We start from the raw sequence: 13,988 nt of genomic DNA on the forward strand, positions 1-13,988 counted from the left end.
TTCCATAACAAAGCCGGGCTTATGCCCGGCTTTGTTGTTTCTGGCCTTTCCCTCTCCGATAACCTCAGTTAGCATTCCAGTATGTTGCTTTATTGAGACACCGCTTTTGAAACGCCTCTCTCTTTCTCCACGATCGCTGCGCCAACTGGTGACGTTGTCCTTTCTGTTGATCCTGCTGCCGCTGTTAGTGCTGGCCTGGCAGGCATGGCAGAGCCTGAATATGCTCAGTGCGCAGGCTGAACAGACCAACCGCACCACGCTTATCGATGCACGACGCAGCGAAGCGATGGCTAACATTGCGCTGGATATGGAGCGCAGCTACCGCCAGTACTGCGTGCTAGACGATCCAACGCTGGCGAAGGTTTACCAGAATCAACGCAAGCGTTATGGCGATATGCTGGAGGCGCATGCGGGCGTGCTGCCTGATGTCACCCTTTATCAGCAATTACGTCAGAACCTCAATGATCTGGCGCTGCTGCAATGTACCAATAGCGGGCCGCAAAAGTCGGCGGCAGAACGGCTGGCGGCCTTCTCCAGCGCCAATAGCGAACTGGTTCAGGCAACGCGTACCGTCGTGTTCTCGCGCGGACAGCAATTACAGCAGGCGATTGCCGAACGTGGCCAGTTCTTTGGCTGGCAGGCGCTGGTGCTGTTTCTGGTCAGTCTGGCGATGGTGCTGTTATTCACACGCATGATTATCGGCCCGGTGAAGGGAATTGAGAGTATGATCAATCGTCTGGGGGAAGGGCAGTCTCTTGACGGCGAAGTCATGTTCCGCGGGCCGCGTGAACTGCGCTCCGTCGGGCAGCGCATCGTCTGGTTAAGTGAACGCCTGTCGTGGCTCGAGTCGCAGCGCCACCAGTTTTTGCGTCATCTGTCTCATGAATTGAAAACGCCGCTCGCCAGCATGCGCGAGGGTACCGAGCTGCTGGCCGATCAGATTGTTGGGCCGCTCAATGCGGAGCAAAAAGAGGTCGTGGCTATTCTCGACAGCAGCAGTCGCAACTTACAAACGCTGATTGAGCAACTGCTGGACTATAACCGTAAGCTAAGCGAAACAGCCATACACATGGAGCCCGTGACCCTCGCACCGTTGGTCGAAATGGTGGTTTCCGCGCACAGCCTGCCAGCGAGGGCTAAAATGATGCGCACGCAGGTTGACCTCCAGGCTCCCACCTGCCTGGCAGAACCGACGCTTCTGATGAATGCGCTGGATAATCTCTATTCGAATGCGGTGCACTATGGCACTGAATCCGGTAACATTTATCTGCATAGCCGCCGGGAAGGAACTAAGGTAATCATTGATATAATCAATACTGGAGCCCCGATCCCGGATGCTGAAAAATTAATGATCTTCGAGCCTTTTTATCAGGGTAGCCATCAGCGCAAAGGCGCGGTGAAGGGAAGCGGTCTTGGCTTAAGCCTGGCGCGCGATTCGGTGCGGAAAATGCACGGCGAGCTATATCTTAGCGACGCACAGGACGGCAACGTCTGTTTTCGTATTGAACTCCCAACCCCAGGGCTTGAAAAAACAACCACATGAAACGATATCGAGTCACTATGCCCCAATTTTTAACGCGTACGGGTCGGCGGCCGCTGCCGTGGCGTGGCGGGTTATTTGGCCTCGCCTGCCTGCTGCTGTCCGGGTGTAATACCTCGCTGACGCCGCATAATGCCGGTTCCAGCGCCGACGGTAATGAACCCCGTCAACAGGTTGCCGATTACCTGTCGACCGATTGCGATGATATCTGGGCGCTCAGCGGCGATGCTGCTGAAAATAACCCTCTTTATTGGCTGCGCGGCATGGACTGCGCCGATCGCCTTCCTGCGGCTCGTGCGCGTGCCGATGCTAACGTGCTGCCGATAGGAAACTGGCAGGGAGCTTTCAAGCGCGGCATCCTGCTGGCGAATGCTAAAATTACCCCAACCGAACGTCGACAGGCGGTTGCAGATATTGACGCGCTTAGTTCCGCTATCCCGTCGCGCATCCGCCCTCTGTATCAGGTCTGGCGCGACGGTCAGGTGCTACAGCTGTCACTCGCCGAAGAACGACAGCGCTACAGTAAACTGCAGGAAACCAGCGATGCTCAATTGGACGCGCTGCGTGTGCAGCAACAGCAATTGCAGGCGGAACTGGATTTAACCACCCGTAAACTGCAAAACCTGACGGATATTGAACGCCAGCTCTCCAGCCGCAAGCCGGGGGCGGATATGACTCACGGCGGCGCATCTGACGAGGATAAACATGACTAACCGTAAACCCGCACACCTGCTGCTGGTGGATGACGATCCCGGCCTGTTAAAACTGCTGGGCATGCGTTTAACCAGCGAGGGCTATCGGGTGCAGACCGCCGAAAGCGGCCAGCAAGGATTACGGGTGCTGGCGAAAGAGCGTATCGATCTGGTCATCAGCGATTTGCGGATGGATGAGATGGACGGTCTGCAGCTGTTTAGTGAAATCCAGAAAGTGCAGCCCGGTATGCCGGTGATTATCCTCACCGCTCACGGGTCCATTCCCGACGCGGTGGCCGCCACTCAGCAGGGTGTTTTCAGCTTCTTAACCAAACCGGTTGATAAAGACGCGCTGTACAAGGCGATTGACGAAGCGCTGGAGCGCTCGTCTCCGGCGATGGATGAACAGTGGCGGGAAGCTATTGTCACCCGCAGCCCGCTGATGCTACGCCTGCTGGAGCAGGCGCAGATGGTGGCGCAGTCCGATGTCAGCGTGTTGATTAACGGGCAAAGCGGTACCGGGAAAGAGATTCTGGCGCAGGCTATTCACAACGCCAGTCCGCGTCACGCCAGGCCTTTTGTGGCGATTAACTGCGGCGCGCTGCCGGAACAACTGCTGGAGTCTGAGCTGTTTGGTCACGCGCGCGGGGCGTTTACCGGCGCGGTGAGCAATCGGGAAGGGCTGTTCCAGGCGGCGGAAGGCGGCACCCTGTTCCTCGACGAAATTGGCGATATGCCCGCGCCGCTGCAGGTGAAGCTGCTGCGCGTATTGCAGGAGCGTAAGGTGCGCCCGCTGGGCAGTAACCGCGATCTGGACATCAACGTTCGTATCCTCTCCGCCACTCACCGGGATCTGCCTAAAGCAATGGCCCGTGGCGAGTTCCGCGAGGATCTCTTCTACCGCCTCAACGTGGTTAATCTCAAGATCCCGACGCTTGCCGAGCGTACCGAAGATATTCCGCTGCTTGCAAACTACCTGCTGCGTCAGGCCGCCGACCGCCACAAACCTTTTGTGCGTGCCTTCTCGACGGATGCGATGAAGCGATTGATGGCCGCAAACTGGCCGGGTAACGTGCGCCAACTGGTCAACGTTATCGAGCAGTGCGTGGCGCTAACTTCCTCGCCGGTAATCAGCGACGCGCTGGTGGAGCAGGCGCTGGAAGGGGAGAATACCGCGCTGCCGACCTTCGTCGAGGCGCGTAATCAGTTTGAGCTCAACTACCTGCGTAAGCTGCTGCAAATCACCAAAGGCAACGTCACCCATGCTGCCCGAATGGCCGGGCGCAACCGTACCGAATTCTATAAATTACTCTCCCGCCATGAACTGGATGCGAACGATTTTAAAGAGTAGCACCGGACAAACGACTGATTTATGATACGGTGAGCAACCGGTTACGCGATAAAAACGACAGGAACACCATGAAAAAGATTGATGCGATTATTAAACCCTTCAAACTCGATGACGTACGTGAAGCGCTGGCGGAAGTGGGCATCACCGGGATGACGGTAACGGAAGTGAAAGGCTTTGGTCGTCAGAAGGGCCATACCGAGCTGTATCGTGGCGCGGAGTACATGGTGGACTTCCTGCCGAAGGTCAAAATTGAAATCGTAGTAACCGACGATATCGTCGATACCTGTGTGGATACCATCATTCGTACCGCGCAGACCGGTAAAATCGGCGATGGTAAAATTTTCGTCTTTGACGTTGCGCGCGTGGTTCGTATCCGTACCGGCGAAGAAGACGACGCGGCAATTTAATGTTCAACGCTGCCTGCGCATCGTGTGCAGGCAGCGTCCTCTATTTACTCTTCTACTAGCGGTGCAACCGGCGTCCAGAGCAGACGTTTTGCGACGACCAACAGGACAATCAAGGCCACGCAGCCCAGCGTCCATTCCCCCATTTGTGAGAAAAAGCGCCCATAGGCGTCGATGGCCGTTTCGCTAATCTGTGATTCGGTGGTTTTCTGCGCGACTACGCCCGCCAGCCAGTTGGCGACTGAACCGGTTGCCAGCATATAGACGCCGGTCAGCACACCGGTGACGCCAGGTAGGTTCAGGCGGGTTATTTGCGCCATCGCGACCGGGTCAATAAAGAGCTCCGCAAAGCCCATCAATGCAAGCCCGGCAACCATCATTCCCATCGATGCCTGGCCGTGCAACTGTGCGCCACGTGCATTCAGCGCGAGCAGCATAAAGCCCGCGCCCATCAGCGCCAAACCGAAAGCAAACTTCAGCCAGACGCGCAGCGCCGAACGGATATTTCCCGATGGACGAACCAGCCATGCTAGCACTACGCCTGCCGCCATGACCGCTACCGCATTGACCGACTGGAACAGGGCGGTTGGCACTTCAGTGTTCAGCCAATGGCGGTTCACAAAATGATCGATAAACAAACTAATCGAGCTACCGCCTTGCTGAGCGAGGACCCAGAACAGCGTCCCGGTAAGCATCAGTAAGACAATCTGCGACAACGCCCGTCGGGCGTGTGGAAATCGGATCATGATGCGCGCCATGATAACGGCGGCGATGGCGCAAACAATGGCCAGCAGATAACCCGCCCAGTCATTTTCCAGCAGCACAGTAAAGAACACCGGCGCGATGCAGAGCATCAGAACCAGCCAGCCCCAGGTCGGCAGGGCAAACGTCACTGCGCGTAGTGCGGGTGTATTCACCCCCTGGGTATGACGGAAGTGGCGATGACCGCTTAAAAAAACCATCAGGCCGATAAACATGCCGATTCCTGCCAGCGCAAAGCCGACGTGCCAGCCGTACCACTGCGCGGCCAGCCCGCAGGCAATTGGGGCTGCAATAGAGCCGATATTGCCCGCCGCATACAGCAGCGAAAAACCACCGTCCCGGCGCGGGTCTTCTGGTTCGTACAGTTCGCCGAGCAAGCAGCTAATATTCGATTTAAATAGACCGTAGCCGCAGATAATAATCGCCAGCGCGAGGTACAGACTCCAGATAGAATCGGACTCGACGCCCAAAACAATATGGCCGAGTGTCATCAATACTGCGCCAGTCATCACCGCTGTACGGTTGCCGAGCAGGCGGTCGGCAAGCCAGCCGCCCAGAATAGGGGTGACATAGACCAAAGAGGCGTAGGCGCTAAACAGGCTTATCGCGTGGCTGTCATTAAAATTGAGCTGGTGGGTGAGATAAAGGATAAGTAAGGCACGCATGCCGTAAAAGCTGAAGTATTCCCAGATTTGAATCGCCACGATGTAGTAGATCGCGCGCGGTTGTGAGGGTGTTTTCATGTCGACTCCTTACTGTGTGAAAAGCGGCGTGAAAAAAGGGAAGCGACAAGCCGCTTCCCTGGGTGTTTCATCTTATTTTTTATTTTCTTTCAGTACTTTAACGGTATAGCGACCGTCAGTCTGGCGGTAGGCACCGTGGATATCGGTTTCAAAGCCTGGATAATGCGCGCCAATTTCGCACAGCATCTGCAGGAATTCCAATACCGGGCGGCTTTGCTCAGTGATCATTTCACCCGGCATAACCAGTGGCACACCTGGAGGATACGGCAGGATCATGTTGGCATTAACGCGGCCCACCATTTCTTCCATATATACCTCTTCGGTTTCGCCGTGCAGCTCTTTCTGGAACGCGGCATAAGGCGTCATCTGCATTTCTGGCAGCACTTCAAATGCGCGGAACATCAGATCCGGCAGGTTGTGATGCTCAACCAGTTTATGAATATTCTGCGCCAGATCCTGGATACGCATATTTTCATAAAATTCAGGTGATTCGCTGTACAGCGTTGGCAGAATATTTTTCACTCGCAGGTTCAGATCGAATGCGCGTTTAAATTCAGTCAGCGCGCGCAGCAGGCTCAGTGCTTTGGTTTTATCGATACCGATACTGAACAGGAACAGCAGGTTGTATGGGCCCGTTTTCTCCACGATGATGCCGCGCTCGTCGAGATATTTCGCCACCAGACTGGCCGGGATACCGAACTCATCCATGGTGCCATCTTTCTTCATCCCCGGGGTCAGAATCGTGACCTTAATCGGGTCGAGATACATGTGCTCGTTATCGATATTTTTGAAACCGTGCCATGGGCTATCGGAACGCAGCGGCCAGCATTCTGGCCCCTCGATGTGATCCGGCTGCCAGACGTCGAAGAACCAGCCATCAGACTCGCCTTTCAGACGTTTTATCTCTTTACGGAACTTGATTGCGCGCTCAATCGAACCATTGATCAGACGCTTACCGGCGTTACCTTTCATCATCGCGGCGGCGGTTTCGGTGGAAGCCACGATACCGTAGTGCGGAGAGGTGGTGGTATGCATCATAAAGGATTCGTTGAACGTCTCTTCGTTAACGTCACCTTTAATGTGAATCATGGAGGCCTGAGAGAACGCGGCCAGCAGTTTGTGCGTGGACTGCGTCTCGTAGATAACTTTGCCTTCTACACGCCCGCCGCTCATACCGCACTTGCCCGCATAGATTGGGGAGAAGTTGGTGTAAGGCACCCAGGCTGAGTCGAAGTGAATGGATTTCACATCCAGCGTTTTCTTGATGTAGTCGGTGTTGTACAGCAGACCGTCATAGGTGGAGTTGGTGATGACGGCGTGTACCGGCCAGGTGGCATTCGGCGTCTCTTTGACGCGTTTTTCAATGGTCGCACGCTGGAATTCGCTCTGCGGAATGCCGCCCAGAATACCGTAGGCGTTACGGGTTGGACGGAAATAGATAGGCGTAATGTCGCTCATCATCATCAGATGGGTCAGCGATTTGTGGCAGTTACGGTCAATCAGTACCGTGCTGCCCGCAGGAGAAGAGTACATGCCGACAATTTTGTTGGCGGTTGAGGTGCCATTCGTCACCATATAGCTGCGCTCGGCGTTAAACACGCGGGCAATATACTCTTCAGCTTCTTTATGTGGGCCGCTGTGATCCAGCAGAGAACCCAGTTCAGAGACGGAAATCGACACGTCAGACTTCATCGCATTCGGGCCGAAGAAGTCATAAAAAATGCTGCCGACAGGGCTTTTCTGGAAAGCCGTACCGCCCATATGGCCTGGGGTACAGAAGGTGTACTTGCCTTCGCGAACGTATTTGAACAGCGCTTTAGTCAGCGGAGGCAGAATGTTGTCGATGTACTCATCGGTGGTTTGACGAATTTTAGCCGCAATATCAGTTGCCGCACCCAGTGCGTATTCGAAGAAACGGACCTGCATACGCAGGTCGTTCAGGCTAACGTCCAGCGTCGAGTAGCTGTTGGCAAACGCATACAGCGGCATGTACTCGTTCATGGCGCTGATCTCTTCGCACAGCTCCAGATTGTATTTATCCCAGTCGAAAATAACGCCGCACAGACGGGCATTATTTTCAATCAGCTTCAGCAGATCTTCGCGGTCATTCGGGTAAACAATACGGAAGTCGAGGCTTTCCAGCGCACGGTGAAGTTCACGAATAGGCTCTTCTTTAAAGTAGACGCCCATGTGGTTCATGATAGCAATAACGTTCATAGTCATTTTTCCAGGTAAAAGAGGCCCTTCCCGCAGCGATGTGGCAGGTGAGGAAAGGACCTTGTGAAAAAGGGGTTAGCGGTTAAAGCGCCTGGGCCGGTTTGTTGTCTTTGTCATCACTCTGGCGCTGGTGCATTTTGCGACCATAGAACATCAGGATGACCAGGCTAATGATGAATGTGCCGGACAGTTCGAAAGAGTTGGCGCCCATCAGCGCGATAAAGCAGAAGGCGCAGCCGAGAACCGAGCACACCAGGCTTACCAGGTTACGGATGTTGAAGCCTTCGAAGCGAATCAGGTCAACGCATGAGTAGAAGTACGGCAGCATAGTCAGCAGGACTGCGATACCGGTCAGTTCGCCGAACAGGTCGGAAGCTTTACCACCGCTGGAGTTCATGATGGTGATGATAATCATCAGCGCGGTCATTTTGACGGCAGCCAGCAGCAGGCCTTTTTTCGGGATGCCGTTTTTATCAAGTTCGCCGTACACTTTCGGGAAGTTGCCGTCGCTTGCGGCACGAACGCCTGCCTGACCAACCAGCATCATCCAGGAACCCAGTGAAGTCAGACACGCAAAGGCGGTGAAAGCGGAAACCAGCGGTGCTGCCCAGCCGCCCAGAATGGTCGAGGCGCTGACTGCAAACGGTGCCCCAGAGGCTGCCATGACGGAAGCCGGATACATACCAGAGATAACCTGAGTGGCAGCGATATAGATAATACCGGCCATGGCGGTACCCAGCATGGTTGCTAGCGGAACGGTACGTTTTGGATTTTTTACCATACCGGTACTGACCGCGGCGGATTCAACGCCAACGAATGCCCACAGGCACAGCAGAATACTTTTGATTACCGCGTGTGGATCGGTGGTGGTAGAGGTATTCCAGTTTGCGTGATAGGTCGCAGCGTCAAACCAGTGCCAGCCGACAATCGCGGTCAGTACAACCGGAATCAGTACCAGGAACAAACCAATGGTGGTCAGACGGCTTACCCAAGTTCCGCCCAACATATTGATAAAGGTGAACAGCCAAACAACAGCAATACACGCGATACCGGCAGGAATTGGGTCATTTAAAATTGGGAAAAAGGTAGATAAATAAGAGACTGCGGTAATCCCGATAGCCAGGTTACCAATCCAGTTTGCATGGTAATACAGTACGCCGGTCTGGAAACCGAAGGCCGGAGATAATTCACCAGCGTATGCAATAGGACCACCCTGCTGTGGATTTTTGGTCGCCAATCGGGCGTAAACATAAGCCAGTGACATGGCGCCAATAATAGAAATAATCCAACCCCAGATGGCAATGCCACCGATGCTGGCGAGGCTCGCGGGTAATAAAGCAATCCCGCTCCCCATCATATTTCCGGCAACCACGCCAGTACAGGCAAATAGCCCGATCTTTTTGGTAGAACTCATGTTCGTTTCTCCTGAACAGTATTTTTAGGACCGGATCGCGAGATGAGTAATGACGAGTGACCCGACCAACTGATGGCAATGTTACTGAGCGGGTTAAGAGAAGTCCTAAAGTTAAAGTGAAATAAAAACAAACATGAAAAAAATGAGGTCTTTAGCTTTTTACATTAACATGTCAGGATAAAATCTTTATATCATGGAAAGATAAATAACGAGTAATTACAAAGTGGTAGTCTTGATTTTTGGAGAGGTATAATGTTGTTGTGAGGTAACAATTAAAACCTCACAACAACATCATGGTTACATTCTGCTAGGGGATATTTAACCTGAGTAATTAATCCGCGGGAACGTTTAAGATTCTTTAGGTTGGAATGTCTGTAAATAAGGGACGATTTTTTCTATTGAGGTTTGAAATACACCGTTTTCAATCCAGTACAGGGTGTTGTCACCGGGGCGTAAATTAAATGCGGTAATATAAGCATCGGCAGCCAGACGGCTCTCACCTTTCATTTCATATACCTTGCCCAGCAGCACGTAATTCAACCATGACATTTCCAGTTCAATGCTTTTATTAATAGCGGCGGATGCATTATCCACGTTGCCTTTAGTCAAAAAATCGATAGCCTGAATGCGATAGAGAACGGCACTGTTCTGCATCGCAGGTATTTGCGCGACGCGGGTTAATTCCTCATTAAGTAAAATGAGCTGTTGGCTATCAAAAGGCTGCTGTGAATGACGTAAAACATCCACCATTACCTTTTCGGCATACGCGTAGGTGAAGTCCGGGGAGGATTTAATGGTGTTGCCCAGCAGGTCACTGGCTTTATTTAAAGACTGAGCGTCACCAACGGTAATGAGCTGCAATGCCTGGTAGAACTGCGCCAGAGAGAGCGTTTGCGCCAGCTTTAAATGGTCCAGTTCCTTTTGCAGATTTTCAGGCCATGGCTGTACCAGCGCAGCAGAAAGGCTGTCGAAGAGATCGCTTTGAATCGATACCAGGTTGCCGTCGGTGACGAAGTAGCGCTTGTCCAGCATCGTAGAACCGTCGGCGTTGTCGATTAACAGCACGGACATAAAGCACTGCTGTGCGCGGTAGTGACGCTGGTTCACGAAGCTGATGGTCAACGTTTTCCCGGAGCTGCTAGGTTCATTGACGTTATAGTCAGTTTTATCGTGAACCATAAAGGTGGAGTAGGTATTCAGCGAGGTGGTGATCAACGTCCCCAGCCCAATGACATAGGACTGCTGTGAAGCCCAGTTGTTGCACGAGGCACCGGGTTCAAAGCGTACATCAATATCGCGTGGGTTGAGCAACAGATGGGCGCGAGTCACTTGCGGGTGAGGGCGGGCCACGGACAGCAACACCATGGCAATGAGCACGCCGAGTGACAGTGACAAGGCGCCCAGAGTCCATAAATTGGCGAACCAGCGACGAGGTCTGGATATCGGGCGTGGTGTTGATGCTGATGCTGGTACGAGCGTTGATACTGGCGCTGATAGCGGTGCAGGCAGTGATTCCGCCGCGGGTTCTTCGTCGAGCGGTTCGTCGCTTGTATTATCGAGCCACACCACCGGCGCGGTTAGCTGGTAGCCTCTTTTGGGCACGGTGATAATGTAATCAGCGTTACTGTCGGCGCTATCGCGTAGAGATTTACGCAGCTCAGAAATGCTCTGGGTGACCACATGGCTGGTCACAATATGGCGCATCCAGATGTTATCGATGAGCTCATCGCGGCTCAGTACTTCGCCGGGATGACGGGCAAAAAACATCAACAGATCGATGAGTCGAGGTTCGAGGGTGAGTTGGCGTCCAGGACGGCTGATTTGATTAACAGAAGGCGTGACTAGCCATTCACCGACGCGTACAACCGGTTGTTGCATAAAAATGAGTCGCCAAAGAAAAGAACGGGATAAGTTAGCGATGATAACATAATTCCCTTCTCAATTTTGGGCTGTAGCCTGCGTTGGCGCTTGTTGGAGGGGTAAAAAGGCGAGCAAAAAATGCTCGCCAGGAAAGATAACCTTACAGTACTTTATGCGGCCCGAAACATTCATAATGAATATGGTCGGCATTCACGCCCAGCTCAACCAGCTGTTTGGCTGCGTACTGCATAAAGACCACCGGACCGCAGAGATAGAATTGCATCTGTGCGTCTTGCAGACTATCGGCCAGCGGGGACAGCGCCATCAGACCTTCGCTGTCAAAGGCTTTTGCCTGACGGTCAGCGTCGGTTGGGGTGCGATACCACAGGTGAGAGGTAAAGTTTGGCAGCTGTGCGCCCAGCGCGTTGACTTCGTCGGCAAAGGCATGAACTTCGCCATTTTCCGCCGCATGGAACCAGTTAACCTGCGCCGAATGGCGGTTTTTCGCCAACGTGTCCAGCATCGACAGCATTGGCGTCTGGCCTACGCCGCCAGAGATCAACGTCACCGGAGTTTGTGGCGTAACCTGCAAGAAGAAATCCCCGGCCGGTGCTGCCAGATAAATCACATCACCTTCTTTGGCTGCGTTATGCAACCAGCTTGAAACCTGGCCGCCATCTTCGCGTTTTACCGCGATACGATAGCTTTTACCGTCCGGTTTACGCGTCAGTGAGTACTGGCGAATTTCCTGGAACTCGAACTCTTCCGGCTTCAACCATACCGCCAGATACTGCCCCGGCTGATAGTCAGCCACCGGCAGGCCATCGACAGGTTCCATTTCGAAGCTGGTAATCAGCGCACTGCGTGGAGTTTTGTTGACGATGCGGAAAGCTCGGGTGCCTTCCCAGCCGCCGGTTTTACTGGCGCTGTCACGGTAGATCTCAGCTTCGCGATTAATAAACACGCCAGCCAGCACGCCGTAGGCTTTACCCCAGGCGTCCAGCACTTCCTGGCCCGGGCTGAACATTTCATCAAGTGTTGCCAGCAGGTGGCCGCCGACGATGTCGTACTGCTCAGGTTTAATCTGGAAACTGGTGTGCTTCTGCGCAATTTTCTCAACGGCAGGCAGCAGGGCCGCCAGGTTTTCAATATTGCTGGCGTAGGCGGCAATCGCGTTGAACAGTGCTTCACGCTGGTCGCCGTTGCGCTGGTTGCTCATATTGAAAATCTCTTTCAGTTCCGGGTTATGGGCGAACATCCGGTCATAAAAGTGGGCGGTGAGTTTTGGGCCGGTTTCAACCAGCAGTGGAATTGTGGCTTTTACGGTAGCGATGGTTTGAGCATCAAGCATGGCAGGTTTTCCTTTGATTATCACTTAATGTTGCATATTAAATGCATCTTATAAAAATACCCCTGCTTTGTAAATGGTTCTTTGTGAGAATGCACCAACTCGGTTACAAGATGAATTATTCGCATCACAATCCTGAAAAGAAATCCACTTCATGACGTAAGGCCTTTATTCCTCAAGCCCTTGTGTGGCTTGAAGGTAAACGTTTGCGTAATTTCGTTTGTCAAGACCTGTTATCACAGAACGATTCGGTTATACTGTTGGCCGTTGTCCAACGGGACTGCCTTTTTCAGGTCAAAATTTTATTGTTAGCTGAGTCAGGAGATGCGGATGTTAAAGCGTGAAATGAACATTGCCGATTATGATGCCGAGTTGTGGCAGGCTATGGAGCAAGAAAAAGTACGTCAGGAAGAGCACATTGAACTGATCGCCTCCGAAAACTACACCAGCCCGCGCGTCATGCAGGCTCAGGGTTCTCAGCTGACCAACAAATATGCTGAAGGTTATCCGGGCAAGCGTTACTACGGTGGCTGTGAATACGTTGATATCGTTGAACAACTGGCGATTGACCGCGCGAAAGAGCTGTTTGGCGCAGACTACGCTAACGTCCAGCCGCACTCCGGTTCTCAGGCTAACTTCGCGGTTTACACCGCGCTGCTGCAGCCAGGTGATACCGTTCTGGGTATGAACCTGGCGCAAGGCGGTCACCTGACTCACGGTTCCCCGGTTAACTTCTCCGGTAAACTGTACAACATCATCCCTTACGGTATTGATGAGTCCGGTAAAATTGACTACGAAGATATGGCTAAGCAGGCGCAGACCCACAAACCGAAGATGATCATCGGTGGTTTCTCCGCTTACTCCGGTATCGTTGACTGGGCAAAAATGCGTGAAATCGCAGACAGCATCGGCGCGTATCTGTTCGTCGATATGGCCCACGTTGCGGGTCTGATTGCCGCTGGCGTTTACCCGAACCCGGTTCCACACGCTCACGTCGTCACCACCACTACCCACAAAACTCTGGCTGGCCCACGCGGTGGCCTGATCTTGGCGAAAGACGGTAGCGAAGAGCTGTACAAAAAACTGAACTCTGCTGTCTTCCCAAGCGCTCAGGGCGGCCCACTGATGCACGTTATCGCGGGTAAAGCGGTGGCGCTGAAAGAAGCCATGGAGCCAGAGTTCAAAATCTACCAGCAGCAGGTCGCGAAAAACGCCAAAGCAATGGTAGAAGTGTTCCTGAACCGTGGCTACAAAGTGGTTTCTGGCGGTACTGAGAACCACCTGTTCCTGCTGGATCTGGTCGACAAAAACCTGACCGGTAAAGAAGCGGATGCTGCGCTGGGCCGTGCTAACATCACCGTCAACAAAAACAGCGTACCAAACGATCCGAAGAGCCCGTTTGTGACTTCTGGTATTCGTATCGGTTCCCCAGCGGTGACTCGCCGTGGCTTTAAAGAAGCTGAAGTGAAAGAGCTGGCTGGCTGGATGTGCGATGTGCTGGACAACATCAATGATGAAGCCACCATCGAACGCATCAAAGCGAAAGTGCTGGATATCTGCGCACGCTTCCCGGTTTACGCATAAGCGTTAATCGTCAGATGTGAAAAAGGCCGCGAATGCGGCCTTTTTTGTGTCAGATGGTGGCTGCCGACCTACC

At 53.2% G+C, this 13,988-nt stretch carries 10 protein-coding genes; 5 read left to right on the forward strand and 5 right to left on the reverse strand.

Going from position 1 to position 13,988, the window contains the following annotated elements; translation table 11 throughout:
- Positions 1-106 precede the first annotated feature (106 nt).
- From ABOC97_RS02365 to glnB, 4 genes are all read left to right on the forward strand, one after another.
- Positions 107-1,543 carry a sensor histidine kinase gene (locus ABOC97_RS02365; protein WP_349593635.1) on the forward strand — a complete coding sequence of 479 codons (1,437 nt, stop codon included), beginning with the start codon at positions 107-109 and terminating at the stop codon, positions 1,541-1,543.
- On the forward strand, positions 1,540-2,253 hold the full coding sequence (gene qseG / locus ABOC97_RS02370; RefSeq protein WP_416013229.1) for a two-component system QseEF-associated lipoprotein QseG: 714 nt from the start codon (positions 1,540-1,542) through the stop codon (positions 2,251-2,253). The genes ABOC97_RS02365 and qseG overlap by 4 nt, the downstream gene beginning before the upstream one ends.
- Positions 2,246-3,583 carry a two-component system response regulator GlrR gene (glrR, locus tag ABOC97_RS02375; RefSeq protein ID WP_234502424.1) on the forward strand — a complete coding sequence of 446 codons (1,338 nt, stop codon included), beginning with the start codon at positions 2,246-2,248 and terminating at the stop codon, positions 3,581-3,583. Before qseG ends, glrR begins: the two co-directional genes overlap by 8 nt.
- A 68-nt stretch (positions 3,584-3,651) precedes the next feature.
- Positions 3,652-3,990 carry a nitrogen regulatory protein P-II gene (glnB, locus tag ABOC97_RS02380; protein ID WP_002438074.1) on the forward strand — a complete coding sequence of 113 codons (339 nt, stop codon included), beginning with the start codon at positions 3,652-3,654 and terminating at the stop codon, positions 3,988-3,990.
- 44 nt (positions 3,991-4,034) lie between these two features.
- On the opposite strand, the gene dtpD is transcribed toward glnB, so the two are convergent.
- From dtpD to hmpA, 5 genes are all read right to left on the reverse strand, one after another.
- Entirely contained in the window at positions 4,035-5,492 is a 1,458-nt protein-coding gene (gene dtpD / locus ABOC97_RS02385) for a dipeptide permease DtpD (RefSeq protein ID WP_349593643.1), read from the reverse strand.
- 72 nt (positions 5,493-5,564) lie between these two features.
- Positions 5,565-7,709, reverse strand: coding sequence for a lysine decarboxylase CadA (gene cadA / locus ABOC97_RS02390; protein WP_349593646.1), 2,145 nt, complete (start codon positions 7,707-7,709; stop codon positions 5,565-5,567).
- 82 nt (positions 7,710-7,791) lie between these two features.
- Entirely contained in the window at positions 7,792-9,123 is a 1,332-nt protein-coding gene (gene cadB, locus ABOC97_RS02395) for a cadaverine/lysine antiporter (protein WP_234502419.1), read from the reverse strand.
- A gap of 348 nt (positions 9,124-9,471) precedes the next feature.
- Positions 9,472-11,001, reverse strand: coding sequence for a lysine decarboxylation/transport transcriptional activator CadC (cadC, locus tag ABOC97_RS02400; protein WP_349593650.1), 1,530 nt, complete (start codon positions 10,999-11,001; stop codon positions 9,472-9,474).
- Between the two features lie 142 nt (positions 11,002-11,143).
- Entirely contained in the window at positions 11,144-12,334 is a 1,191-nt protein-coding gene (hmpA, locus tag ABOC97_RS02405; protein ID WP_349593653.1) for an NO-inducible flavohemoprotein, read from the reverse strand.
- A gap of 327 nt (positions 12,335-12,661) precedes the next feature.
- Here hmpA and glyA point away from each other — a divergent pair, with 327 nt between their 5' ends.
- On the forward strand, positions 12,662-13,915 hold the full coding sequence (gene glyA / locus ABOC97_RS02410) for a serine hydroxymethyltransferase (RefSeq protein ID WP_349593656.1): 1,254 nt from the start codon (positions 12,662-12,664) through the stop codon (positions 13,913-13,915).
- The last annotated feature ends 73 nt before the right edge of the window (positions 13,916-13,988 follow it).

The sequence above is a fragment of the Kluyvera huaxiensis genome (assembly GCF_040149365.1).
In the GTDB taxonomy this organism is placed as follows: Bacteria; Pseudomonadota; Gammaproteobacteria; order Enterobacterales; family Enterobacteriaceae; genus Kluyvera; species Kluyvera intermedia_A.